Source organism: Chitinophaga niabensis, from assembly GCF_900129465.1.
GTDB classification, from domain to species: Bacteria; Bacteroidota; Bacteroidia; order Chitinophagales; family Chitinophagaceae; genus Chitinophaga; species Chitinophaga niabensis.
The window spans coordinates 4,067,598-4,092,510 of record NZ_FSRA01000001.1; the positions used below are offsets into that span (position 1 = coordinate 4,067,598).

A 24,913-nucleotide genomic window follows, 5' to 3' on the forward strand; every position below is an offset into this window, starting at 1 on the left:
AAAATTTAATGGGTCTTGCTGATAGATGATCCTACTTCTTGCGGATCATCAGAACACCATCGCGCAGGCTCAACAGGAGCGTTTCTGCACGATCGTCGGAAATGGCTTTGTCTGCAAAGCGGATCATGGCCTTCGCATTATTGCTCTGCTCACTTTCTGCCAGCACTACTTCTCCATGATACAGGATATTATCCGCGAGGATAAAACCGCCGGGGCGGAGCTTCTCCCATATCATATCGTAATATCCGCCATAACCTGCTTTATCCGCGTCAATGAACACCAGGTCAAACACTTCATCCAGTTGCGGAATAATACCGGCGGCTTTACCGATGTGCTGGGTGATCCTGCTTTCCAGGCCCGCTTCTGCCACATATTTTGCACAGATAGCTTCCAGCTCTTCATTCATATCTATCGTATGTAAATGGCCATCTTCTGCCAGCCCCTGTGCCAGGCATATAGCAGAATATCCTGTGTAAGTGCCTATCTCCAGTATCCTTTTTGGCCTGATCATCTGGCTGATCATGGTGAGGAACCTCCCTTGCAGATGGCCGCTCAGCATGTGTGGCTGCTCCACTTTCAGGTACGTTTCCCGGTGCAGACGGTACAACAGATCCGTTTCCGGAGTCGTGTACTTCTCAGCAAACGCCTGAATCTCCTGTGGTATTACCTCCATGCCAAATATTTTTTGCAAACCTATATAAAAAAAATGAGCCTGATAATAATACCAGGCTCTTTACCCCATGTTAACCATTAATAGACACAACTATTGACCTGAAAAAATCCGGGTTCAATGAATAGGCGTGACTAAAGTAAATATATACAATATTTTTACGCTGGATAAATATATACCATATGTATATATGCTAATTGTAATACCTAGAAGTTCGGGCGTAACCTGTTGGTAGTGTAGAATACACGGAAATAATCCACTACTTCATCTGCGGTATCAAATACTTTCAGCAGGTTCAGATCTTCCGGATGGATATTGCTTTCCTTCTTCATCATCACTGCGTCTATCCATTCCAGCAAACCACTCCAATATTCTTTACCTACCAGCACCAGGGGTGTTTCCGTCATCTTTTTGGTTTGAATGAGTGTGGCTACTTCAAAGAATTCGTCCATTGTTCCAAAGCCACCGGGCATCATGATAAAGCCCTGGGAGTATTTGGCGAACATTACTTTGCGAACGAAGAAATAATCGAAGTTGACGCTTTTATCATAATCGATATAAGTGTTGGGATATTGTTCATGTGGCAGGGAGATATTCAGGCCCACGCTTTTGCCTTTTGCTTTTTGTGCGCCTTTGTTAGCTGCTTCCATGATACCGGGGCCTCCGCCGGAAATAATACCGAATCCATCCTGCGCCAGGCGGCTGGCCACTTCGCAGGCCAGTTCATAATACGGGTTACCTTCCCTTGTGCGGGCGGAACCAAATATGGAAATACATGGGCCGATCTTGGCCAATGTTTCAAAGCCTTCCACAAACTCCGCCATTATCTTAAATATCTGCCAGCTCGAGTGTGCTTTTGTTTCTGTCCAATCACGGTCCTTCAGGTTCTTTAAAGAGTCATTCATCTGCTTCGCTTTTTATTTTAGTCAAATAAAAATAACGAATTCAACTCAAAGCTGAGCAGTAAGCTCTTTTGCCAGGCCAAAAGACAAGGTCATTCCTGCACCGCCCAATCCGTTCACGATGGTTACTCCTTTCTCCGGATGCAGCACCAGGTCGTGCTCTCCGTTGGTGAGTTTAGGATATACACCATGCCATCGCTCCTGGATCTCCAGTGTAGGCACGTTCAGAAAATTGGGAAGATATTGTAAGATCAGTTGATTGATATGTTCTTTGTCGAAAGGGTCTACCGTATGGCCGTATTCGTGTGAATCACCTAAGGATAATTCCCCCGCACCGTTCTGTGATACCAGCAGATGTACACCATACTTCTGGTATTCAGGGAAGGAAGTATTTATCCTTTGCTTTAATGCGCTTAAACTTTTACAATGAGCAAAAGAAGCATAATATACCATGGAAAGCCCTGTGCTAAGGGCAGGGCCTAATTGCCAACTGCCCGGCTGTGGCACAGTACGCAGCATCTGCAATTTGCACTTTGTGAGTGGAGCCTCTGCAAACACCTGCGGATAAAGGGTTTCAAAGTCTGCACCGGCACAAACATACACCTGCCCCACCGTCCATTTTTCAGCCGCAGTTTCAATATGCGGCATGCTGATACCATTCACGGCTGTATTAAAACGGAAACTGACAGCATGTTGTTCTTCCAGCCAGGATGCAATGACAGCGCTGGCCTGCCGGGGGGCCACCATCATTTCCATGGGGCTCCATAATGCGGCTTTAAGACCTTGCTGTTTGTACGCTTTGCTTTTCTCTGCGGTTTGTGCAGGTGTGAGCATGCTGCAGTGAATGCCCTCTGTTTGTGCGAATTCTTCTATCACGGCAGCTTCATCATCATGATAAGCGAGATGAAGAGAGCCTGTTTCCTGGCAAGCCAGTCCTGTTTTTGCGGCAATGTCTTTCCAAACGCTCCTGCCATACAGCGCGCGTTCATAAATTCGCCCGGGAGGCTGCCCGATGGTCCAAACCAGGCCAAAGTTGCGGATAGAAGCTCCCTGGGCCCGGGAGTTCCGTTCAAATACCACAACGCTCTTCCCTTGCTGCACAAGGTGATAAGCCATGGAAAGGCCTACTATGCCGGCCCCTATTACGGCAACATCTGCTTGTTTTTGCTGTATCATATGTCAACAAATATAGCAGTATTAGTAAACAAAAGTTTACTAATTATAAACTAATAACAATTTAATATCAGAAGCCCACATTGATACCGCCGGAGAAAATGGGGCGGTTCATATAAGGAGAATTCTTATCCTGCAGTACATCGTAGAGGATCATGAAAGTGAAGGCTGAGTTCCCTCCTATCGGCTGTGCATATCCGCCACCTAAAAGAAGGCTGGGTGCGCCGTACCTGTCTTTTGTCCTTTTAACAGGGTCAAAATCGTATTCGGAGCGTTTCAGGGTGATGCTATTATATTCCGGCTGTGCATGCAGGAAGAATTGTTCGATGGGATAAAAACGTGCAAACACGCCACCTCCGAACATCGTGTAGTTATTCCTTTCGTATGTGAAGCCTGTATTGTCTTTCAACCGCTGGGAAGCATACTGCGCATTGATATTGATACCTGCCGCAAATTTGGGAGAAAGGCGGTAACCGATCAAAGGGGAAATATTGATGAATGTATAATCTCCGAATGAAAAACCCACTGATCCGCCGATGAGTAAACGGCTGGGATCAAAACCTTTTGCCGAATCTGTCTGATAGTATTGTGCTGAAGCTGCCTGAGCGCTCACGAGGAGCATAACAGCAAAGATCATACGTTTCATGGGTAGTAATTATGCCCGCTAAATTATCTGTTTTTTGCCGATCCGCATCGTACATTAACTTTTCTTTAATGCCCTTAGAAAGATGGGCATAAAGTATACCTTCTTGCATTTGCAAAGCTGCGGTTAGGATAAAGGCCGGTATAGATCAGGCTCAATTCATATGCACCCTGCCTGCGGTTGGAAGCAGCCAGCTGACTGGCTGTTACATCGTAGTTGAACATCAGTTTGAACTGGTTCAACTGGTAACCTACCAGCAATGCAAATGCATCGCCAAAACGATAATAGGCGCCACCAAAAACCTGTTTCTCTCCATTGCCGGAAAGATTGTACGCGGCATAACCACCTGCCATCACTTCACTGGAACCTGCCTGGCGGGCGTAGTATGCACTGGGGTTTAAGATGATATAATCATTCAGTTTGAAACTCGCATTTAAGAAACCAATGTACCTTCTGTCTATCTGGTTATCCCCACCATAGAAAGTTTCGCGGGGTTCATTGATATGATGAACAGAAAAACCACCATTGATATAGATCTGCTCATTGGGGAAGAAAGCATAGTTCATCCCTACCTGCATATCAAAATATCCTACGGAAGAATTCACGATCGGTTCACCGGATGCCATCTGTGAATCAAAGAAATTCCCGTTCCATTGTGTACCGAAGGTGAGCTTATTCAGGTCTACCCTTTTATTGGCATATCCCACATTGAAACCGGCAGAGATCAGACTGCTCTGCCCCAGCAACTGGTGATAAGCAACGGAACCATATCCTTTGGTGGAAGTAAGGTTACCGGAACCCGCCACATCGCGCAGCAGCAAACCGCCAATCCCAACCCAGCCATATGTCAGCTGATCACGGAAAAGCTGGAAGTCTCCAAATAAAGACATCGTTTTATACGGCACCGGAATGGTAGCCCACTGATTGCGGTAATTGATACCTATGCGATAGTTGCCATCCGGTATAAAACCTGTATTGGCCGGATTTGTAGACAAAGGAGAATTAAAGTATTGAGAAAAATGCAGGTCTTGCGCGGACGCCGGTAAGGCTGCCGCGAGGCAACAAATCAGTATTATATGGTAACGGTTCTTTCTCATATCCATCAATCTATCTTAACAATGTTACATTACCCGTTTTGTTGGCGGTAACGCCATCTGAGAACTCTATAGAGAGTACGTAAGCATACGCATCCATTGGCTGAATGGCTCCGTTGAAACGCCCATCCCATCCCTGTTTCTGAGAGGTTGAATGGAACATTAACTGACCCCAGCGGTTAAATACTTTCATATCATATTTGCTCACACCAAAACCCTTGATCTCCCATACATCATTGATACCGTCTCCATTCGGCGAGAAAGCAGTAGGCACATCAAATAATGGGTTCACGATCGCGCTCACGGTCTGGCAGACAGTATCCTGGCAACCAAACTGTGTGGTGGCGATCAGGCATACTTCATATGTTCCCGTTTTAACGTATTGATAGGTAGGATTTACTTCCGTAGATGTATTACCATCTCCAAAATCCCACCAGTAATGTGTTGCACCGGTGGATTCGTTCGTAAAGGTTGTGGGTGTATTCTCCTGTGGCTTGTTCGGCTGGAAGGAGAATGCTGCCGTTGGTGGCGGCATGATGGTGATGAACCTGACAGTGTCGTCTGTAAGGTTACAGGTGTTCGGATCATTGGCGACCAGCCTTACAGGATATCTGCCGGGTTGTGAATACAGATGTTCTGGATAAATATCTGTGGAAGAAGTACCGTCTCCAAAATCCCACTGGAAAGTAACACCACCTTTGGAGATATTATCAAAGCGGGCCAGGTATGGAGCACAGGCACTGTCCGGCACAGCAAATGCCGCCACTACGTTAGCGGCCACACGTAGCTGATGCGTGACCACTTCCGGCGCATTACAATAATTGGTATCTGTGAGGGTAAGCGTTACATTGTATATGCCTTCACTTGCGTAAGAATGCTGTTGTGTAGCCGTACCCGCAGTTACTTTGGGGGTACCATCTCCAAAATCCCAGGTGAAGGAGGTATTGGTAAAAGGTTTGCCCAGCGGTGCCACGGAGTTGTTCACAAATTCATACATAAGGGAAGTACAGGGGGGCAGCCTTGTTTCAGTGAAACCAACCGTAGCCTGGTCTGCACGGATACGGATATCCATATACGCCGTATCGTATACATTACAACTACCCGGATCAAATTTGATCAGCCGCACCCTGTAATCACCGATTGTAGTGTAGGTATGCGTCATGGTAGTGCTGGTATTGGTTTGTTCCGGTGAACCGTCCCCAAAATTCCAGGTCCAGCTTTGTGCAGGGATTAGCGTAGTATCAACGAATGTGATGGTAGAAGGCACGCAGTAATTCTTTTTCCTTTCCTGCGTGGTAAATCCTGCCCTTACCCCATCGAGGTTAAAGGCAATCTTTAAAGCACCGAGGTTACAGCCATCCGGAATACCGGTATTATAAGCGCCAGGCGTGGTAGGGAAACGTAATCTCCTGTCTCCCTGCGGGCAGGCTGCACAAATGGCCTGGTAGATCACACCGTTCTGATCAAAGCGGCTGGTACCACCATCCACGTGCTCCAGTAATCCGTTACCACCATAGAAAGAACCATAAAGGATATCTGTAGCATCCCTCTTCATCACAAAGAAGTAGAAGTCGCTGTTATCTGTTGTTGGTTTCCGTGCATCCGGCGTAACACGCAGGCCGGAAGTTCCGGAGTTACTGAAATGACTGCCGCTGTTCAGCAAACCACCCCAGCCGGATACGTATACGTTCTGACACCTGTCCACCAAAAAAGCCACCGGCGATAAACTTGGTTGCGGTGCTGCTTTCCCGAAAGTGGTGGAGTAGATCAGCGCTGAAAGATCGGGGCGTAATTTGGTGATGAACTGTTTTGAATTATCGTTGTAGAAAGTAGCGGTACCGGTAGGTTGCAGCACTGGCCATGTACCTTCTGTTGTTCCCATTACATATACATCTCCGTTCCTGTCCAGCTGAATACCATACACCTGGTCTGCCCTGCTGTTATCAGAGCCGATGAAAGTAGATTGCAGGATAGTGCTGCCATCTGCGGAAACGTGGGTGATATAACCATCGCAGGCGCCACCTCTGTATGTTGGATATACGGCACCACCGCGTGCAGGGAAATTAGCACTGGCAGTTCCTCCTGCCACATATACACTGTTCCCTCCATTCACGGCCAATACATATGCTGCATCTTCTGCGTTGCCCCCGATGAAGCTGCCCCAGATAAGGTTGTTACAGGTAGGATCTATTTTCAGCAGCACCCCATCCTGCCGGCCACCACCATAAGTGGGCTGGAAGGTCCCGGGTGTTGCGGGGAAATTGGATGATTGGGTGGAACTGGCCACATAGATATTGCCTCCGCCATCTACTACCACTTCACTACGGGCATCGTCACCATAGTTCCGTAACAGCACATCTGTACCGCTTCCTTTACTGGCAGTGATATTAGCGCCGTCGTTAGAAGAGCCGCCGATACGCATGGAACCGATCAATCCGGAACCGGCTGCATTCAGTTTGGTGACAACGATATCGAAACCGCCCTGCGGGCCTACGGTAGCTGTAACAGGATAATTGCCGGCATTGGTCCTTCCGGAGATCACGAGGTTCCCCCCTGCATCTACAAAAAGGCTATGCGGCTGATCTTCACCGGCACCACCGATGTAAGTAGAGTAAATGATACGGGAACCCTGCGGATTGAATTTGGTGATGGCCATATCAAACGCCTTCCCGTTAAATGAATTATCGTAAGAACCGGGAGATACCGGGTAACCTACATCAAATGCGATACCGCCGCCGTAGAAATTACCCTGTGCATCATATGTGGCAGTAAAGCCCCAGTTATCGGCCCTTGAGCCGGACAGGGTAGCGAATACGATGGTGGGGTCTATCACCAGCGGATATTGATTATCATATTTACCGGATACTTTGAAGGATACCTGTTTGCCTTTCAATTCGTACTGCACCTTCACAGATTTCCGCTGATTATCGATGTACTGGTAGGCAAAAGGCATGAGCTCAATGGTTTCCCCTACGGATGTTTGCACATGCAGGTTCCCTTTTTGCAGGGTAACTGCGGTGGCACCGGTATAGGCAAACTGGATCCTGCCGGGGTCGCTGCCGGGATGTACGATCAGGTCGTATTTCATCTGGCCGGTTTCTGAGTAAACCTGGAGATCAATCCCCTGGTACAGATCTTTGTACAGCAGATTGGTATACGCGCCGATCTCTGATTTCCATTTAGAAGGGTCATTACCTATGATATACGAGATATTCTCCTGGGTAGGTTTGGAAGGAATGATCTCCGGGTTGGGAGATGCGTTAAGGAATTCCAGATCGTAAGCATGCCCTCTTACCTGGCCGGGCACATATCCACCGCCGCCGCTACCGGGTTTACTTACAGTAAGATCAGGATTATTTTTTGAGCCGTCGCCGGATTTGGGATAATATACGGGAGGTTTGTCAGGATCACTTACCTGGCCATGTTTGGAAGCTTCCAGTTTGCTCATGTCCTCTTTATGGAGGAGCAGGAAACGGAAACCGTTCTTTTTTGTAAAAACGCTCACATTTCCTAAAGCCGCCCTATACTGAAAATCACCCTGCCACTGCCCCTTGTTCTCCACAAATTCAATGGGAGCGAGGTTGCTGGTGTGTGTATGTTCCTGTGCCATTGCTGGCAAACCAATCATAACCAGTATCCAGACTTGCAATACACTAAAAATGCCGATAGGGCGAGTAGATTTCAAAGCGGTTCCAATTTAAGATTGTCTGTGTAAAACTAATATACTTATAAAAACGGTTAGAGACATCAATTTGTTACGGGGAAAAGGAATTGGTTGGCGGCTGGCAGGTGACAGTACACGAAGGTTAGGGCAAGCAACTTATTCGGTATCAACCATCCCTGCCAACCAGTCCAATGCTTCAACGTAAAAGTGATTAAGATATTTTACTCCAGGAAGATTTTGACCTTTGTGTGGCCAAATATTCTGAAAGCGGTTTATTCTCAGGCAGTTCTAATTCGGGGTCTTCTGACAGGATCTTTTCTGCACATTCCCTCGCGGCTGCAAGCATCGCTCTATCCTGCACAATATCGGCGAGTTTCAGGTCCAGCAGGCCACTCTGGCGGGTGCCTTCCATATCTCCCGGTCCCCGCAGTTCCATATCCTTTTCGGAGATCACAAATCCATCGTTTGTTTTCACCATTACCTTTACCCGTTCCTGTGAATCCTTTCCTAACTTATTGCCCGTCATAAGGATACAAAAACTTTGTTCGGCTCCCCTTCCTACCCGGCCTCTTAACTGGTGAAGCTGGGATAAGCCAAAACGTTCTGTACTTTCTATCACCATCACGGAAGCGTTCGGTACGTTCACGCCTACTTCGATCACGGTGGTGGCTACCATGATCTGGGTATCCCCGGCAACAAAACGTTGCATATTGGTTTCTTTCTGGGCCTGTGGCTGACGCCCATGCACCATACTGATGTAATATTTAGGTTCGGGGAAGAAGGCTTTCACTTCTTCATACCCTTTCGTCAGGTTTTCGTAGTCCATATTAGCGGACTCTTCTATCAGCGGGTACACGATATAGGCCTGGCGCCCTTTCCGTATTTCCTCTTTGATAAAGTCCATCACCTGTGGCCGCTGGAATTCTGTGCGGTGTACTGTGGTGATGGGCTTACGGCCCGGAGGCATTTCATCTATAACAGAAACGTCCAGGTCGCCATACACGGTCATGGCCAGTGTTCTGGGAATGGGTGTTGCCGTCATCACCAGGATGTGCGGCGGGGTATTGTTCTTTTCCCACAGCCGCGCCCGTTGTGCCACACCAAACCTGTGTTGTTCATCCACAATGGCCATGCCAAGATGCTTAAACTTCACTTCATTTTCCAGCAGGGCATGGGTACCGATGAGGATATGCACTGTTCCTTCAATTGTTTCTGCGAGGATGGTTTTACGGGCTTTGCCTTTTACGTTCCCGGTAAGCAGGGCTACTTTTACCGGTGTGTCTTTCAACAGTTCGGAGAGGCCGTTGTAATGTTGCTGCGCCAGGATTTCCGTAGGCGCCATTAAACAGCCCTGGAAGCCATTGTCAATGGCTATCAGCAGGGTGAGCAGGGCTACCATGGTTTTTCCGCTGCCCACATCTCCCTGGAGCAAACGGTTCATCTGGCGGCCGGTGACCGTATCTTTCCTGATCTCTTTCAGTACGCGTTTTTGCGCGCCTGTTAGAGGGAAAGGCATATGGTTATTGTAGAAATTATTAAAGACCTCCCCCACGGCATTGAACACAAAACCATGGCTCTGATGGTGCCGCCGGATCTTGAGGCGGCAGATCCTGATCTGTGCCAGGAAGAGCTCCTCAAACTTGAGGCGCCGCTGGGCCTGTTTTGCTTCTTCTTCCGAAGCGGGTAAATGGATCTTGAAAAATGCCTGGGCCCGGGGCATAAGGCGGAAAGCCTGCAATACCGGCTGGGGGATGTTTTCCCTGATCTCGGCCAGTTGTAATTGCTGCAACAGGTTAGCAGAGAGTTTTCCAATAGCCTTTGCCGTTAGGCCTTTTACTTTCAGTTTTTCTGTGGTGTAATACACCGGCTCCAGGTGCTGTTTGCCGGTTGCGGTCTCTTCCGTTACCAGGTCTATTTCCGGATGGGCCATTTGCAGCGTGCTGTTGAACTGCGAGAGCCTTCCGAAAACGAGATAGGATACATTCTGCCGCAGGGACTTTTCCATCCACTGCCATCCCTGGAACCACACCAGCTCTATTCTGCCGGTTTCATCCTGCAGGGTGGCTACCAGCCTTTTAGAACGTTTTTCTCCCATCACCTCCATATACACAATACGTCCGCGGATCTGTACAAAGTCTTCGATCCCGCTCAGGTGTGCGATCTTGTCTACTTTAGTCCTGTCCACATACCGGAAAGGATAATATTCCAGCAGGTCGCGGAAGGTGTGCAGATTTATCTCTTTGCGCAACAGTTCTCCCCGTTGGGGTCCTACCCCTTTGAGGTATTCTATCGGATTGGATAATATGGAAGAGATAAGGTTCATCTACGATGCACGAAGTACGGCATTTTAACAAAAAAAGGCAAACAGCCGGATGGCTATTTACCTTTTTTAAATATGCTGATCTTAATTTGAATTATTCAGCGATCGCTTCTACTTTACCTTCCACGAAAAGTTTCATCCATTCAGAAGTAACGGATTTAGGTCTTTCCAGGGAGAGGCCCAGTGCGCGGTCCCAGCAGAGGGAAGCTAAAACGCCCAGTGCGCGGGATACACCAAACAGTACGGTGTAGAATTCATATTCCACAAGTCCGTAGTGCAGCAGTAATGCGCCGGAATGAGCATCTACGTTAGGCCATGGATTTTTTACTTTACCCAGGTCCTGCAAAATTGGCGGAACTGTTTCGTATACGCTCCAAACGATCTTCACCAGTTCATCATCAGGGATGTGGTTCTTGGCGAATTCCATTTGTGCAGTGAAGCGGGGATCAGTTTTACGGAGTACGGCGTGGCCATAACCCGGTACTACTTTACCTTCAGACAATGTTTTCTTTACGTAAGCGGCGATCTGATCTTTTGTGGGAACACCGCCACCCAGTTCTTCGCGCATGCTGAGGATCCATTTGATCACCTCCTGGTTAGCGAGGCCGTGTAAAGGACCAGCCAGGCCATTCATACCGGCAGCGAAAGAAAGGTAAGCATCGCTCAGTGCAGAACCTACGAGGTGTGTTGTGTGCGCGCTCACGTTACCACCTTCGTGGTCTGCGTGGATCACCATGTACAAACGCATCAGTTCTTTAAAGCCTTCATCTTCATAACCCAGCATGTGAGCGAAGTTGCCGGCCCAATCCAGCATGCCATCCGGTTGGATGTGTTCGCCATTTTTATATTTACGGCGATAGATATAAGCGGCAACGCGGGGTAAACGTGCAATGAGGTTCAGAGAATCCTCATACATGTAACTCCAGTAATCTTTTTTATTCATCCCGTCAGCATACGCTTTTGCAAACAGTGATTCAGTTTGCAAAGCCATCACCGCAACGGTAAACATCGTCATGGGGTGAGCGGAGATAGGTAATGCTTCGATAGCGTCAAACACATGGTTTGGCACGTGAGAGCGGCGGCCTAATACGCTGCTGATGTTCTGTACATCTGCTTCCGTTGGTAGTTCACCGATCAGCATCAGGTAGAACAGGCCTTCCGGTAAAGGTTCAGCTCCATTCACTGCTTTTGGCAGCTGTTCTCTCAACTCTGGTATAGAGTAACCGCGGAAGCGGATACCCTCGTTTGCATCCAGCAGGGAAGTTTCTGTAACCAACCCGGTAACACCGCGCATACCCTGGTAAGCCTGGGCAAGGGTTACACCCTCATCAATCTTTTTTGTGCCATGATTCTTCAGCAGATCCTTAACCTCTGTGTTCAGCTCGTCTGCCTTAGCCTTGAATTTCTCTTTTATATAACTCATTTTTCCCCAATAATTTAGAAAAATTAACGAATTCGATCAATGAACAAAAGTAACGATTAATCGTAAAAAGTTTAGGCGAAACAGGAGATTTAACGTATTAAATGTCAAATCAATTATTTCGGTGCCCTGAAGTACAGCCAGAGTGCCAGCAATCCAAACAGGAAATTGGGTATCCATGCCGCCAGTAATGGGTCCAGGTTAGCTTTGGTGGCAAATACCGTTGAAAACTGCATAAAGAGGATGTAAGTTGCGCTGATCACAATGCCAAGGGCCAGGTGTAAACCACTTCCTCCCCTCACCTTCCGGCTGGAGATAATGGCCCCGATCAGTACCAGGATCACTACAGCTACTGCTGCAGAGGTCCTGCGGTATTTTTCCACGTAATAAGTGTTCAGGCCCTCTGCTCCTCTCAGTTCCTCCCGTTCCAGGAAACGGTTGAGTTCAGGGGTGGTCATGGCTTCCTGTTTATTCTTCTCTTCTATCAGCTCTGAAGGTAACAGCGGTATCTTAATACTGGTATCGTTCTTAAACGTCAGCTTCTCTTTCAACCCGTCTATCGTACGTTCTGAGGCAAATTCCAGTTTCCACTTCCTGGCAATGGAATCCCAGGTAACCCTTTCCGCACGCATGTTATAGATCACTTTTTGTCCGTCCACCCGTTTCAGCACAAAATCGGAGCCGTTCTTATAATTGGGATCGTAATAACCGAAAGTGATATAAGTATTGCTGTCTACCCGCAAGGTCTTATCCCGCAGGGCTTCAGAGTTGGCAGGAGCGCTAACGTATTTATTTTCAAAGGAGGTGCGGATGCGGTTGGCATTAGGCACTACCCATTGATTCGCAGCCCAGAGGATGCCCCCGAAGAGGATGGCCCCTACCCAGTATGGACGCAGGAACCGGCGGAAACTTACGCCGGAACTGAGGATAGCTACGATCTCTGTTTTATAGGCCAGTTTGGACGTGAAGAAGATCACGGAGATAAAGATGAAGAGCGGGAACAGCAGGGCAGCAATATGCGGGATGAAACCGATGTAATAGTTCATGAGCACAAAACCAAAGGAGAGGTTATGCGTCATGAAGTCATCTATCTTTTCCGTGATGTCTATCACTACTGAGATCACCAGCAGGATCATCAGGGAGTAAATGAATGTGCCGATGAACTTGCGTAATATGTACCAGTCTATCTTCTTCATATAATTTTTGCGGACGGGCTTTAGCGCTCCAAAGCTAGCGATCCTTCTGCATGAAATATGCAATTTTATTCTACGATGTACAATTTTAACATTGTGCCTACAGCCTCGTCTTGAGCTGTGGGATCATTTTGGTCTTCCAGGGTCCGTAAGTTCCCTGCAGGATCTGTTCCCTGGCGGCTTTTACCAGTTCCAGGTAAAAGCAGAGATTGTGGATGCTGGCCAGGGTCATGCCCAGGATCTCCCCTGCCACAAACAAATGACGCACATAGGCTTTGGTATAGTTCTGACTGGCAAAACAGGGATTTTCTGCATCCAGCTGGCTAAAGTCTGTTGCCCATTTCTTATTCCGGATATTGATCACACCCTGCCAGGTGAACAGCATACCGTTCCGGCCATTGCGGGTGGGCATCACACAGTCGAACATATCAATGCCCAGCTCAATGTTCTGCAGGATATTCCAGGGGGTACCCACTCCCATCAGGTAGCGGGGTTTTTCTTTGGGGAGGATCTCTGTAACCAGGCCGCACATTTCATACATATCTGCTTCCGGTTCTCCCACACTCAGGCCGCCGATAGCATTCCCTGCACAATTGCGGGAGGCTATCGCTTCTGCGGAGATCTTTCTGAGGTCTTTATAAGTACTTCCCTGTACAATGGGGAACAGCGTTTGCTCGTGCCCGTACTCAGGAGTGGTTTCGTTCAGGCGTTTGATACATCTGTCCAGCCAGCGGTGCGTAAGTTCCATACTACGTTTAGCGTATTGGTACTCGCTGGGGTAAGGAGGGCATTCGTCAAAGGCCATGATAATGTCTGCTCCTATCACCCGCTGGATGTCCATCACATTTTCCGGGGTGAACAGGTGCCGGCTACCGTCTATATGGCTCTGGAAAAGGCAGCCTTCTTCCTTGATCTTACGGTTGGCGGCCAGGGAAAATACCTGGTACCCTCCGCTATCGGTGAGCAGGGGGCGGTCCCAGCCGTTAAATTTATGTAAACCACCGGCCTGTTTCAGAACGTCCAGGCCCGGCCGGAGATATAAATGATAGGTATTACCCAGGATGATCCGGGCATCGATATCGTTGCGTAATTGTTCCTGGGTAACCGCTTTCACACTGCCCACAGTGCCTACAGGCATGAAGATGGGCGTTTGGATAACCCCATGATCTGTAGTGAGGGTACCTGCCCTTGCCCCTGAGGGGTCCGTCTTTGTTAACTCAAAATTCAAAACGATGATGTTTTTAAGGGGGCAAAGGTATTGAATATTGGGGAGGTAATTTTTCCACAAACTTATATAGATAATAAAAATCTTATATTTTTGCTTCCTATGTCGGACAATCTCGGGATTATCATCTTTTATATTTTTGCCTCGGCGGCAGGTGTTCAGGTTCTCTATTACCTCATCTTCTTTTCCCGGGTAGCCTTTTATAATCGAAAGTTTGAAGAAGAGCTTCCTCCACAGGAGCCTCTCTCCGTAATTATATGTGCCAAGAACGAGGAACGGAGCCTTCCGAAGAACCTCCCCACTGTATTGCAGCAACGGTATCATGAGCGTGCAGAACCAGCCTATGAAGTGATAGTGGTGAACGACAATTCAGAGGACGATTCCAAATATTACCTTGCCTCCATCGAAAACGGTTATCCACATTACCGCCATATTGAGATCAAACAGGCCGCCCAGTTCATCCCCGGCAAAAAGTACCCGCTTTCCATTGGTATCAAAGGGGCCAAACATGAAACACTGGTATTGACAGATGCGGATTGCAAACCGGGCAGTACTTACTGGCTGTCTATGATGGGCCAGGGTTTTGAGGATGGGAAAGAAATAGTGCTGGGTTACGGGCCTTATTATAAAAAGCCCGGTTTCCTCAATAAAGTGATCCGGTATGAAACGTTCTTCAGCGCCCTGCAATATCTTTCCTTTGCCCTGAGCGGTATTCCCTATATGGGCGTAGGCCGTAACCTGGCTTATAAAAAAGACCTGTTCTTCCGGCATAAAGGCTTCACTTCACATCAGCACCTGGCTTCCGGGGACGATGACCTGTTTGTGAACAAGGCTGCTACGGGTAAGAATGTAGGGGTGGTGATCAACAAACACGCCTTCTCTTATTCAGAGCCTAAAACAAAATGGAAACACTGGTTTAACCAGAAGACCCGGCATATGAGTACCGGCAAGCATTACCGTTTTGGCCATAAACTGTTGCTGGGCCTGTTCTCCCTTTCTCATTTCGTTTTCTATCCCAGCCTGGTGGCAGCCCTGTTCTATCCACCCCTGCTGGAGATCACCTTATATGTTATCGGCGCAAAATTGCTGGTCCAGTCCGTGATCACTTTCCTCGCACTGAAGAAGCTGGATGAGAAGGACCTGTTCTGGTACAGCTGGCTGATGGACATTCTCATGTTCCTATATTACGTTATCTTTACGCCCGCTTTGTTCTTCAAAAAAGGAAAGAGCAAGTGGAAATAAGCGATGGAGATCATTCTTAAGTACTTTTCTGATTTTACGCCTAAGCAGCTGGACCAGTTCCGGGCGCTGGCCCCTGTTTACAAAGAGTGGAATGAAAAGATCAATGTAATATCCCGCAAGGATATAGACGCCCTCTACGAAAAACACATCCTGCATTCCCTGGCCATTGCGGCCGTTACGGACCTGCCGGATGGCTTGCAGGTGCTGGACCTTGGTACCGGCGGAGGTTTTCCCGGTATCCCCCTCGCTATTTTCTTTCCTGAAGTAAAGTTTCACCTGGTAGATTCCATTGGTAAAAAGATCAAAGTGGTGGAAGCCGTGGCCGAAGCCCTGAACCTGACGAATGTAACCACCGCCCATTCCCGTGCAGAGGAAATAAAGAACCGTAAGTTTGACCTGGTGGTATCCCGTGCGGTAGCTCCCTTGAAAGACCTCCTGCATTGGAGCAAACCCCTGATCCGCAAAGGAGCGGCTGAGGATAAACCCACAGGATTGATCTGCCTGAAGGGCGGGGACCTGGCCCAGGAGATCTCAGAAAGCGGCAGCAGGCCCAAAATGGTGAATATCTTTAAGATCTTCCCGGAGGAATATTTCCAGGAAAAGTACGTGGTAGCTGTACGTTAACCTCTTTGAAAATCAACAGATTCGCAAGGATCGATAAGAAATCCCTAAAAATATTCTGCACCTTTACAATATGCCCTTATGGTTGTTCGTCTACCTAATTAAGATGAATGAGGGGCTTTCCATACAACAATCCATGGCATCGGAACAAAACGAGCGCATAAAGCAAACGGTGGAAAAAGAACGCCAGCGGCTGCTGCATTTCATCCGGAAACGGGTGGATAATGTAGCGGATGCGGAAGACATCCTGCAGGATGTGCTGTTCCAGTTCACCCAATATTTACGCCTCGGTCCAAATATCAATTCACTCACCGGATGGCTTTTTGCAGTTACCAGGAATAGAATTACAGACTGGTTCAGGAAAAAGAAAGAAGACAGGTTCTCGGATACTGCATTGCCATCTGTGGAGGGAGACGGCCCCTTGTACCTCTCAGACATCCTGCCGGATACCGCGGCCAAAACTGATGAACCCCTGGTGCGTAAGATCATTGCAGAGGCCATCATGGATGCCACGGACGAATTACCGGAAGAACAGCGTTACGTATTCCTGCAACATGAAGTGGAAGGCCGGTCCTTTAAAGAGATCTCCGCTGAAACAGGCATCTCCGTAAACACGCTCCTTTCCCGTAAACGTTACGCAGTATTATACCTGCGGGAAAAACTGGCAGCATTGTATAAAGAATTAATGAACGATTAAACGCATGAAAATGAAAAGATATATTGGCTGGAAAATAGCAGGAGGCATCGTACTGGCGGTAGTATTCTTCTTCGCCCTTGGCTACGGTACCATGTACCTCTGGAACTGGCTGATCCCTTCCCTCTTTAACGGCCCTGTAATTACTTTCTGGCAGGCCTGGGGATTGTTCCTGCTCGCTAAGATCCTCTTCGGTTTCGGAGGTGGCGGTGGCGGACATGAAAAGAAAAGAAGATGGAAAGAAAAGATGAAAGCCAAAATGCAGCATATGAGCCCGGAAGAAAGGGAACGCGTGAGGAACCAGTTTGAAAAATGCATGGGCGGCCGCTGGGGATGGAACGCTCCGAAAGAAGACCTTCCGAACGAAACAAAAGAACAAGTGTAACGTTTTATATAACCATATCCGTTATAAGACCACAGTATTCTTAACCTGGCAATATGCAACTGCTTACAAACACCAGCGCTATGATCGGTATCTTCAAAACCAATGTAGCCACGTACCGGGAACGAAATCTCGTAATAAAGGCAATTTGTAATAACTTTGACGTAGGCTCCTGCCACATAGATATTGAGGATTGTGACAAGGTACTACGCATCGTTGATCTCAAAGTAGAAGAACATCACATCATCGATTTTGTAAAACAGCAGGGCTTTCATTGTGAAGTATTAGAATGATCTTTTAAAGACGTAATAAACGGGACCATATGAACAAGCAAGCTATAAAAACCTTATTGAACACAAGCTTTACAGATTTCTCCACCTTTATAGATACCCTTTCCAATCACCGCTTTGTGGTTTCGCCGGAAGGCAAATGGTCCGCCGGTCAACAGCTGGACCACCTGATCCGCAGCGCCAAACCAGTGAACAAAGCTCTTGGAATGCCTAAATTCCTTTTACGCTTCTTTGGCAAACCCGCTGCTGCCAAATCCCGCTCCTACGAGCAGATGAAAGATGCTTATGTGGCAGAACTGGGCAGAGGCGGCGTAACCACCAGGCCTTATATACCGCCTGTTACGGAAGCAAATCAACGGGAGATCCTACAGCAACAAATGCATGCACAGCGGGATAAAATGATTGCACTCCTGGATAAATGGACGGAAGAAGAACTGGATAGATACCAGGTGCCGCATCCCCTGCTGGGAAAGATCACCGTGCGGGAGTGCCTGTACTTTACGGCTTATCATAATCACCATCACTTACACACACTACAGGTGAGAGAAAAGCCGAACCAGCCCTGGGCAGAACAACTGGAAAGGGCATTATTCTAAAAAGAATGGCATCTCCATATAGAAGGGGGAAATAAGGTCGGCCGGCCTTGTTTCCCCCTTTTGTTTTGCGTAAGTGATTACTTTCGCATATTATTGTATCATGAGAAGAGATGTATTCCAGGCTATCGCCGATCCCAATAGAAGAGCCATACTGGGTATGCTGGCAGAAAACCAGCTCAACCTGAACCAGGTGGCGCAGCATTTTGATATTACCCGCTCTGCTGTATCGCAGCATATGAAGATCCTCACGGAATGCGGGCTGGTGGTGATCACCCAGAAAGGCAGGGAACGTTATTGTGAAGCAAAACTGGAAAGGCTGGGCGAAGTGGCGGACTGGATGAATCAATATAAAAAGTTCTGGGAAGCCAAGTTTGATCTGATGGAAAAAGCATTGAAAACTATCCAGGCAAAAAGCAAAAAACATGACGGCAAAAAATAACCAGGAACATAAAATGTCCAGCTTCCGGGTGTTTGATGCACCGCGTGAACTTGTTTTTAAAATGTGGACGGACCCTGAATATTTAGCCATGTGGTGGGGACCCAAGGGATTCACCAATCCTGTCTGTGAAATAGGTGTGCAACCCGGAGGCCGTATCCTTATTATGATGACGGCGCCCGATGGATCAGTATATCCTATGCGTGGGGTGTTCAATGAAATCCGGGAACCGGAACGGATTGTGTTCACCGCATGGCCGGAAGACGGGAATGGGAATGTGGTCCTTGAAGTAACGCATACGGTTACATTCATCTCTGAGAACAATAAAACAAGGCAGGTCATTGAATCTGTTGTACGTAATGCTACCCTGCCTCCTGAAGTTTACCAAAGCGAAATGAATAAGGGATGGAACTCAAGCCTGGAGAAGCTGGAGGCGCTTTTAAAGGAGCAATGAACGGTGGGAGGAACTTCCTCCAATGCTTTAACCTATTATCTTTTTTATGAAGCGTTTATCCGGCAGGTATTGGCTTTTTTAGGAGGTTTTAGGAGATGAAATTGTCCTTCTCTTTTAACTGAAACCAGTATCTTTATATAGCAACCCCTTTCTTCATCACAGGCTGGTTCCAGGCATACCCCAAAAAACTAAACATCGCGCCTGCTGCCTCCTGCTAATCGTTAATTCCATGAAAAGTAAATTCATTTTACTGTTCCTGCTATGTTGCTATCCGCTGCGGAATTTTGCGCAAAGTGAATTTCCCAAAGGATGGATCTTTCCGCTGGAACTAAGCCAGGGTGCGGTCACGGCGTTTAATCAAAGCCCCGATCTGTACCTGGCATCTCTTGCATTCTCTCCGCAGATAGCTGTGATCCCCGGCAGGCTGCGCCTCGGTGTTACCGGTGGCGGGGCTTTCACCAACAAACGGATCTATGGCATCGGCGGCGGGCGGCTTTCGCTGATGTTATCTGATGGTCCCAAAGTGATCGAGAGTACCGTGTTCAACATTCAGCTGGTGGCAGAACATCTCTGGGGCACCAAAGATCAAAGACTGGTCGGCGGAGGACTGGCCGTAGAGATCGGTACACTTGCTACCATTTCCATCAAATCTCACAGGGATTATATGCTGAACAACTGGTGGTTCCAGGCTACATTGGGCATCAACCTGTTCAGGAAAAAGATTGCTCCGCCACCAGATCTATAACTTTTAAACCCAACACTTATGCCTAAAACTGCATTGGTGATCAGCGGCGGTGGCTCTAAAGGAGCATTTGCCGTAGGCGTGCTGAAATATATGGCCGCTACACCCAAAATAACCTTCGATACCATCTGTGGTACCAGCACCGGCTCACTCATTGCCCCCATGGCGGCTTTGGGAGAAATTAACCTGCTGGAAAAACTCTACACTACCCATATCACCAGCGATGTGATCCTTACCGGCAATGTGATCAACCGTTTTATCAGCAAAGATTCCTATTCCCTCTTTGATGCACAGCCGCTCAGCCTGCTCATTAAAGAAACTTTTACAGACGCGCATTACGATGCATTACTGAAAAGTAAAAAGGAAGTATACCTCACCACGGTATGCCTGCAAACCGGCAGGATCGTTTATTTCACGAACAGCGACCTGCCCATGACCTCTTCTGATTATGATGTGGTCCGTGTGCAGAACAGCAGTACATTCCGCCGTGCTATGTTTGCCTCTTCCTGCCAGCCTGTTTTTATGCCGCCTTATAAGGTGATTGAAAACGAAGACTGGCAATATGTGGATGGCGGCCTGCGGGAGTACGCCCCCATTGAATTAGCGATCGACAACGGCGCTACGGAAGTATATGCCATCCTGCTCACGCCGGAACTCCCGGAAGTGGATAATGAACACTTTAAAAGCCCTTTCAGGATCTTACAGCAAACACTGGATTGGTTTACCATGGATGTGGCCATCAACGACCTGAAAATGCCGAAATATGTAAACAGGAGCCTGCAGTACATCAAGGCCGTAAAAGCGAAAATGAAAGACGCCGGTTTAAAACCAAAGGAGATAGAGGGCTTCTTTGATATTCCCTTTGATAACCCTTTCCTGGGAAAAACAGACCTGAAACTGCATATTATCCGGCCGGAGAAACCCTTAGGCGGTGGCCCCGGCGGCCTAACCTTTGAGCCGGCAGCCATGAAGAAAATGGTAGCCTATGGGGAGGAAGTTGCCCGGAATTACTTTGAGGGGCTCTAAAGAAGCCTAATCCTTGCTTTATCCTTGCTTTAATGTAGCCCAAACCCGCTCCCGGAGGCAACACGAAGCTAGGATAAAGCAAGGAAGAGGCTACCATGGCGCATCTAACAAAAAAAAGGCTGCCGGTACCGGCAGCCTTAAAAATATTATCTCGCAACCGCTTTATTATTCCTTCGTTCTATATCTGCCATCCGCTGGCTGGGATCTATCTCCAGGCTTTTTAACTGGCCCAGTGGCACATCCAGCGTGAAGGTATAGGTAGGATGCGTCCATCTCCAGCCGTCGTGTACTACCTGCCTGATAGCAGGGTCTTCATTAGGCTTGTTGGCAAACATCAGGGTTAAAGGGATGTAGTGCATTTCCTTCCTCCCATCTGCATATTCTACCTGCAGATCTATGGGCATGGGAAATTCTCCCACGCGGCGGAGGCGTATGGTAGCTTTGCCGTTCACTTCGTAAATGCTGTCCAACGCATAATCGATATGTTTGGTGCTGTTCACAAAGTACTGCAGGTACCAATCCAGCTGGATACCGCTTTCCTTTTCCATTACCCGGATAAAATCACGGGAGTTGGGATGTTTGAAGCGCCAGTCCTTATAGTAGCGTAAAAGCCCTGCATCCCTGTTAGCGGCACCGATCACATATCCCAGTTGCTCCAGGAACACGGCCCCCTTGGAATAAGCAGTTGTGCTGTAACCGTAGTTGGTATTATAGTGATCGGAGTGCGTACTCATGGGTTCTTCAAAAGGACTGCTCACCAGGTTAAAATAACTGCGGTAAGATTCCGATTGATGCCAGCGGCCTTTGAGGGAATCCAGCGTATTACCGATCACGTTATTTTCTGCGAATGTGGTGAACCCTTCGTCCATCCAGGGATAGAGGCTTTCGTTGGTGCCCAGCATACACTGGTACCAGCTGTGCATCCATTCGTGAATGGCTACGCCGTAGAGGCCTCTCATTTTACCGTTACCCATGATCAGCGTGGCCATGGGATATTCCATGCCACCGTCTCCCCCCTGGATAAAGGAGTATTGTTTGTACCCGTAAGCGCCGTAATGTTTTTTAATGTAGGCATATGCATCGGGGATCATTTCAGCCAGCTGCGGCCATGTCTGGCGCGTGGTATCATTTTCCTGGTAAAAGAAATGCGCGGTAAAACCATCTATTTCTTTGGTGATGTGTTTATAGTCGCGGTCTGCTGCCCATACGAAATCAAATACATTCGGTGCCAGGAACTTCCAGGTGAGTGTATTACCTGCGGGCTGTGTTACTTTCACGCCTTTTGCTTCGTAACCGTAACCAATACTGTTAGGGTTCTGGAGATATCCTGTAGCTGCAATCAGGTATTTTTTGTCCATGGTGATGTTCACTTCAAAATCTCCCCAAACGCCGTAGAATTCACGGGCAATGTAGGGAGTAGGGTGCCATCCTTCTGCATCGTACTCGCATAATTTAGGATACCACTGCGCCATGGAATAGTCGATGCCTTCTTTGTTGTTCCGGCCGCTGCGGCGGATCTGTATAGGTACCTGTGCTTCAAATTCCATTTCAAACACGGTACTGCTTTTGGGCAGAATGGGTTTGTCCAGGTCCACTACCAGGATGGTCTCTTCTGTGCGGTAAACCTGTTGATGGCCATCGCGTTTGAGGGAGATCACTTTCTGGTAACCGATCTCATCCGGTTGCAGTTTGGAGATGCGGTCTGTTACCCTGGAATCCCAGTCGTATTTGTCGTTTCCTTTGGCATCTTTGCCTATAGGGCTTTTCCCCAATTCCCTGCTGCGCACGTCCATCATGCTGTTGGGTTGAAAAGCATTCCATTGTAAATGGTAGAACACCCGGAACAAAGTATCCGGTGAATTATTGGTGTACTCCAGGCGTTGTTTTCCTGTAAGGCGGTTGGTCTTTACATCCATCTGTACGTCCATTTTATACTTCACCCTTTGCTGCCAGCGGTCTGGTTGTGCCCAGGCTGTGGAGGTGGCGAGTAAGCATAAAAACGCCGGAAATAATGATTTACTCATATTCAGATCGTTGGTATAAGGGGCGAAAATAATGAATTTAGAATAGGGTGAGGCGGTTTTAGGATGTGTGGTCTGCGAAGGATGTGCAGCCCCTATGACAGATCAGAATGATTTTTCCTCCTTCATCAGCTCTTTCCGCACACCTTCCATCACTTCGGAGAGATGTAACTGCTGATCATTACGGGCAAAAGCACGCAGGGAGGCATAATGCATAATATTGAGGATAGAGGCGCCGGAAAGCTCAAAACGTTCTGCGAGGGAACGAAGGTCCAGGTTGCCGTTGCGGTGCAAGCTGGCCGGCATGCTCTTTTCCCAGATCATGAGGCGTTCTTCCGCATTGGGCATGGGGAAGTGGATAATGGCATGGAAACGGCGCAGGAAGGCATCATCCAGGTTATTCTTGAAATTGGAGGCAAGGATCAGCAGGCCGGAAAAAGCTTCTACCCTTTGCAGCAGGTAGGATACTTCCTGGTTGGCATAACGGTCGTGTGAACTTTGTACACTGGTGCGTTTTCCGAAAAGCGCATCTGCTTCATCAAAGAACAGTATCCAGTTCTTATGTTCTGCACGGTTAAAGATCTTCTCCAGGTTCTTTTCTGTTTCACCAATGTATTTGGAGATCACCTGCGAGAGATCAATGCAATACACTTCCCTGCCAAACTGCTGACCGAGCAGGTTAGCGGTTAATGTTTTACCTGTACCCGGAGGGCCATAGAACAAGGCCCTGTAGCCGGGTTTCACTTTACGGCCAAGGTTGTCATCCTTGCTGAAAAGGGCATGGTGTTTCAGCCAGATGCTGATATCCTGGATCTGTTCTTTGGTAATAGGATGTAATACCACATCGTCCCAGCTCATCTGGGTCTGCAATCTGCGTGCAGGGAAATCTGCGCTGAAACGCGGTAAGGTTTCGCGGCCCAGTAAAACTTTGTCCAGCCATTCATTGGACAGTACAATGCGCCCGCTCATCATGGGTTCTCCTTCTTTCACGGTATCCAGCCAGCAGATATCCTGCTGGTATAAAATATGATCTGAAGAAAAAAGTTCCTGCACCTGTATCCGTTCTGCAAGATCCTTCCCTGCCAGCAGGAATTGCGCGGTTTCTCCCGTGGGCAACATGGCGCGGTGATTATTTCCTTTCACACCACCAAATGCAGGGAAGTCTCCTCCCTGTGGAAGGTATTGCTGAATAACCCCTTCAAAATATCCGGGATGCAAATGGGGCATCAGGGCTAACAGCAGTATCACCTGTTCCTTTTCGTTAAACATGGAAAAGGCGGGGATCTCTGCAGTGGCGGCTGTGATCTGTGCAGGGTAATCTCCTATCATCACAGGCTCCTGGCCCAGGTATGTTGCCAGCCTTGCCTGTATAAAAGCAGTGAGGTGTTGTATAGCGGTATATAGTGAAGGATGCATATGATTATGGTATCGTAATGCCTTGTGTTGTAACCGGAGCTGAGAGGTCCCAGTTCCCTTTTGCCATTTGTGCCAGGAATGTTTTGGGCCGCACGGCTGTTGCATGCAGGATCTTGCGCTTATGGGTGGCCAGCCAGTCGCGGCGGACTTCCGAATAATCTTCCACCCACACCTTTTCATTTCCTCCTCTTACGGGCGTACGTTCTGCAAAACGATTACGCAGTAACGAAGGAACTGAACCGGAATGTATGTAGCTGTCGTAGATCACCAATAAGCTAAGCGGCAGTGTAAAACCTTCTGCGTTGAAGAAATGAAAAGCAGGCTGAAAATACAGCACTTCAAATATTTCGTCCTGTGCAGCCCGCATAACAGGGTCCTGCTTCCCGCTATCTTTCAGGAGTTGTTTGAACACCTGGTTATCCACGAGAGGTACCTTTCCCACTTTGGGCATAAAGGGCTCGAAGGCTGAGGCAAAAGTGCCATCCAGCTCGATGTATCTTTCCAGCAGATTGCGCAGGTTGCCCTGCTCTGTTGTCTGGCTGCGGCCATAAGTGATCTGGCGGCTGCCGCCTTTTCCATCGGGGAAGATCACCAATGCATCATACTTCCCTTCGCGGGAGCCGGTTTCAAACACGTTGACGATCTCTATGATCTTCTTTTTTTGCGCTGTTGTTATCATGGCTAATTGG

23 protein-coding genes are annotated in these 24,913 nt (G+C 48.1%); 10 read left to right on the top strand and 13 right to left on the bottom strand.

What is annotated here, in order from left to right; translation table 11 throughout:
• Window positions 1–31 precede the first annotated feature (31 nt).
• The 10 genes from BUR42_RS16280 to tgt all read right to left on the bottom strand — a co-directional run bounded on the left by BUR42_RS16280 (window position 32) and on the right by tgt (window position 14,307).
• The gene (locus BUR42_RS16280) at window positions 32–673 is read right to left on the bottom strand and encodes an O-methyltransferase (protein ID WP_074240231.1); all 642 of its coding nucleotides are present in this window, start codon (window positions 671–673) and stop codon (window positions 32–34) included.
• A 203-nt stretch (window positions 674–876) separates the two neighbouring features.
• Window positions 877–1,575: an LOG family protein gene (locus BUR42_RS16285; protein ID WP_074240232.1), complete on the bottom strand. Its 699-nt coding sequence runs from the start codon at window positions 1,573–1,575 to the stop codon at window positions 877–879.
• Window positions 1,576–1,620: 45 nt separating this feature from the next.
• Window positions 1,621–2,748: a TIGR03364 family FAD-dependent oxidoreductase gene (locus BUR42_RS16290; protein WP_074240233.1), complete on the bottom strand. Its 1,128-nt coding sequence runs from the start codon at window positions 2,746–2,748 to the stop codon at window positions 1,621–1,623.
• A 67-nt stretch (window positions 2,749–2,815) separates the two neighbouring features.
• Window positions 2,816–3,391: a hypothetical protein gene (locus BUR42_RS16295; RefSeq protein ID WP_074240234.1), complete on the bottom strand. Its 576-nt coding sequence runs from the start codon at window positions 3,389–3,391 to the stop codon at window positions 2,816–2,818.
• A 74-nt stretch (window positions 3,392–3,465) separates the two neighbouring features.
• Window positions 3,466–4,485 carry a PorP/SprF family type IX secretion system membrane protein gene (locus BUR42_RS16300; RefSeq protein WP_074240633.1) on the bottom strand — a complete coding sequence of 340 codons (1,020 nt, stop codon included), beginning with the start codon at window positions 4,483–4,485 and terminating at the stop codon, window positions 3,466–3,468.
• A 10-nt stretch (window positions 4,486–4,495) separates the two neighbouring features.
• On the bottom strand, window positions 4,496–8,167 hold the full coding sequence (locus BUR42_RS16305; protein WP_143197465.1) for a DUF7948 domain-containing protein: 3,672 nt from the start codon (window positions 8,165–8,167) through the stop codon (window positions 4,496–4,498).
• 190 nt (window positions 8,168–8,357) lie between these two features.
• Window positions 8,358–10,469, bottom strand: coding sequence for an ATP-dependent DNA helicase RecG (gene recG, locus BUR42_RS16310; protein ID WP_074240236.1), 2,112 nt, complete (start codon window positions 10,467–10,469; stop codon window positions 8,358–8,360).
• A 91-nt stretch (window positions 10,470–10,560) separates the two neighbouring features.
• The gene (locus tag BUR42_RS16315) at window positions 10,561–11,889 is read right to left on the bottom strand and encodes a citrate (Si)-synthase, eukaryotic (protein WP_074240237.1); all 1,329 of its coding nucleotides are present in this window, start codon (window positions 11,887–11,889) and stop codon (window positions 10,561–10,563) included.
• 113 nt (window positions 11,890–12,002) lie between these two features.
• On the bottom strand, window positions 12,003–13,082 hold the full coding sequence (locus BUR42_RS16320; RefSeq protein ID WP_074240238.1) for an LptF/LptG family permease: 1,080 nt from the start codon (window positions 13,080–13,082) through the stop codon (window positions 12,003–12,005).
• Window positions 13,083–13,179: 97 nt separating this feature from the next.
• Entirely contained in the window at window positions 13,180–14,307 is a 1,128-nt protein-coding gene (tgt, locus tag BUR42_RS16325; protein WP_074240634.1) for a tRNA guanosine(34) transglycosylase Tgt, read from the bottom strand.
• A gap of 99 nt (window positions 14,308–14,406) precedes the next feature.
• Between tgt and BUR42_RS16330 the strand changes: the two genes are divergently transcribed.
• From BUR42_RS16330 to BUR42_RS16375, 10 genes are all read left to right on the top strand, one after another.
• Window positions 14,407–15,546 carry a glycosyltransferase gene (locus tag BUR42_RS16330; protein ID WP_074240239.1) on the top strand — a complete coding sequence of 380 codons (1,140 nt, stop codon included), beginning with the start codon at window positions 14,407–14,409 and terminating at the stop codon, window positions 15,544–15,546.
• A 3-nt stretch (window positions 15,547–15,549) separates the two neighbouring features.
• The gene (gene rsmG / locus BUR42_RS16335; RefSeq protein WP_074240240.1) at window positions 15,550–16,170 is read left to right on the top strand and encodes a 16S rRNA (guanine(527)-N(7))-methyltransferase RsmG; all 621 of its coding nucleotides are present in this window, start codon (window positions 15,550–15,552) and stop codon (window positions 16,168–16,170) included.
• Window positions 16,171–16,303: 133 nt separating this feature from the next.
• A complete protein-coding gene (locus BUR42_RS16340) occupies window positions 16,304–16,864 on the top strand; it encodes an RNA polymerase sigma factor (RefSeq protein ID WP_074240635.1) in 561 nt (186 codons plus the stop codon).
• A 10-nt stretch (window positions 16,865–16,874) separates the two neighbouring features.
• The gene (locus tag BUR42_RS16345) at window positions 16,875–17,246 is read left to right on the top strand and encodes a hypothetical protein (RefSeq protein ID WP_200798266.1); all 372 of its coding nucleotides are present in this window, start codon (window positions 16,875–16,877) and stop codon (window positions 17,244–17,246) included.
• Between the two features lie 53 nt (window positions 17,247–17,299).
• A complete protein-coding gene (locus BUR42_RS16350) occupies window positions 17,300–17,536 on the top strand; it encodes a hypothetical protein (RefSeq protein ID WP_234979686.1) in 237 nt (78 codons plus the stop codon).
• 29 nt (window positions 17,537–17,565) lie between these two features.
• Window positions 17,566–18,129, top strand: a complete 564-nt coding sequence (locus BUR42_RS16355) for a DinB family protein (protein WP_074240242.1) — start codon at window positions 17,566–17,568, stop codon at window positions 18,127–18,129.
• Between the two features lie 100 nt (window positions 18,130–18,229).
• Window positions 18,230–18,568 carry an ArsR/SmtB family transcription factor gene (locus tag BUR42_RS16360; RefSeq protein WP_074240243.1) on the top strand — a complete coding sequence of 113 codons (339 nt, stop codon included), beginning with the start codon at window positions 18,230–18,232 and terminating at the stop codon, window positions 18,566–18,568.
• Window positions 18,552–19,019, top strand: a complete 468-nt coding sequence (locus BUR42_RS16365; RefSeq protein WP_074240244.1) for an SRPBCC domain-containing protein — start codon at window positions 18,552–18,554, stop codon at window positions 19,017–19,019. Before BUR42_RS16360 ends, BUR42_RS16365 begins: the two co-directional genes overlap by 17 nt.
• Window positions 19,020–19,248: 229 nt before the next feature.
• Window positions 19,249–19,764, top strand: coding sequence for a hypothetical protein (locus BUR42_RS16370; protein ID WP_074240245.1), 516 nt, complete (start codon window positions 19,249–19,251; stop codon window positions 19,762–19,764).
• A gap of 18 nt (window positions 19,765–19,782) precedes the next feature.
• Window positions 19,783–20,787: a patatin-like phospholipase family protein gene (locus BUR42_RS16375; RefSeq protein WP_074240246.1), complete on the top strand. Its 1,005-nt coding sequence runs from the start codon at window positions 19,783–19,785 to the stop codon at window positions 20,785–20,787.
• 146 nt (window positions 20,788–20,933) lie between these two features.
• Here the strand turns inward: BUR42_RS16375 and BUR42_RS16380 are convergent, their stop codons facing one another.
• The 3 genes from BUR42_RS16380 to BUR42_RS16390 all read right to left on the bottom strand — a co-directional run bounded on the left by BUR42_RS16380 (window position 20,934) and on the right by BUR42_RS16390 (window position 24,903).
• Entirely contained in the window at window positions 20,934–22,811 is a 1,878-nt protein-coding gene (locus BUR42_RS16380) for a M1 family metallopeptidase (protein WP_074240247.1), read from the bottom strand.
• A gap of 102 nt (window positions 22,812–22,913) precedes the next feature.
• Window positions 22,914–24,224, bottom strand: coding sequence for an ATP-binding protein (locus BUR42_RS16385; protein WP_074240248.1), 1,311 nt, complete (start codon window positions 24,222–24,224; stop codon window positions 22,914–22,916).
• Window positions 24,225–24,228: 4 nt separating this feature from the next.
• Entirely contained in the window at window positions 24,229–24,903 is a 675-nt protein-coding gene (locus tag BUR42_RS16390) for a chitosanase (protein ID WP_074240249.1), read from the bottom strand.
• Window positions 24,904–24,913: the final 10 nt, after the last annotated feature.

Bases quoted from the DNA above. Each gene is read 5' to 3' on its own strand.
- BUR42_RS16280 (WP_074240231.1), bottom strand. From the start codon at position 673: ATGGAGGTAATACCACAGGAGATTCAGGCGTTTGCTGAGAAGTACACG.
- BUR42_RS16285 (WP_074240232.1), bottom strand. From the start codon at position 1,575: ATGAATGACTCTTTAAAGAACCTGAAGGACCGTGATTGGACAGAAACA.
- BUR42_RS16290 (WP_074240233.1), bottom strand. From the start codon at position 2,748: ATGATACAGCAAAAACAAGCAGATGTTGCCGTAATAGGGGCCGGCATA.
- BUR42_RS16295 (WP_074240234.1), bottom strand. From the start codon at position 3,391: ATGAAACGTATGATCTTTGCTGTTATGCTCCTCGTGAGCGCTCAGGCA.
- BUR42_RS16300 (WP_074240633.1), bottom strand. From the start codon at position 4,485: ATGAGAAAGAACCGTTACCATATAATACTGATTTGTTGCCTCGCGGCA.
- recG (WP_074240236.1), bottom strand. From the start codon at position 10,469: ATGAACCTTATCTCTTCCATATTATCCAATCCGATAGAATACCTCAAA.
- BUR42_RS16315 (WP_074240237.1), bottom strand. From the start codon at position 11,889: ATGAGTTATATAAAAGAGAAATTCAAGGCTAAGGCAGACGAGCTGAAC.
- BUR42_RS16320 (WP_074240238.1), bottom strand. From the start codon at position 13,082: ATGAAGAAGATAGACTGGTACATATTACGCAAGTTCATCGGCACATTC.
- BUR42_RS16330 (WP_074240239.1), top strand. From the start codon at position 14,407: ATGTCGGACAATCTCGGGATTATCATCTTTTATATTTTTGCCTCGGCG.
- rsmG (WP_074240240.1), top strand. From the start codon at position 15,550: ATGGAGATCATTCTTAAGTACTTTTCTGATTTTACGCCTAAGCAGCTG.
- BUR42_RS16340 (WP_074240635.1), top strand. From the start codon at position 16,304: ATGGCATCGGAACAAAACGAGCGCATAAAGCAAACGGTGGAAAAAGAA.
- BUR42_RS16345 (WP_200798266.1), top strand. From the start codon at position 16,875: ATGAAAAGATATATTGGCTGGAAAATAGCAGGAGGCATCGTACTGGCG.
- BUR42_RS16350 (WP_234979686.1), top strand. From the start codon at position 17,300: ATGCAACTGCTTACAAACACCAGCGCTATGATCGGTATCTTCAAAACC.
- BUR42_RS16355 (WP_074240242.1), top strand. From the start codon at position 17,566: ATGAACAAGCAAGCTATAAAAACCTTATTGAACACAAGCTTTACAGAT.
- BUR42_RS16360 (WP_074240243.1), top strand. From the start codon at position 18,230: ATGAGAAGAGATGTATTCCAGGCTATCGCCGATCCCAATAGAAGAGCC.
- BUR42_RS16365 (WP_074240244.1), top strand. From the start codon at position 18,552: ATGACGGCAAAAAATAACCAGGAACATAAAATGTCCAGCTTCCGGGTG.
- BUR42_RS16370 (WP_074240245.1), top strand. From the start codon at position 19,249: ATGAAAAGTAAATTCATTTTACTGTTCCTGCTATGTTGCTATCCGCTG.
- BUR42_RS16375 (WP_074240246.1), top strand. From the start codon at position 19,783: ATGCCTAAAACTGCATTGGTGATCAGCGGCGGTGGCTCTAAAGGAGCA.
- BUR42_RS16380 (WP_074240247.1), bottom strand. From the start codon at position 22,811: ATGAGTAAATCATTATTTCCGGCGTTTTTATGCTTACTCGCCACCTCC.
- BUR42_RS16385 (WP_074240248.1), bottom strand. From the start codon at position 24,224: ATGCATCCTTCACTATATACCGCTATACAACACCTCACTGCTTTTATA.
- BUR42_RS16390 (WP_074240249.1), bottom strand. From the start codon at position 24,903: ATGATAACAACAGCGCAAAAAAAGAAGATCATAGAGATCGTCAACGTG.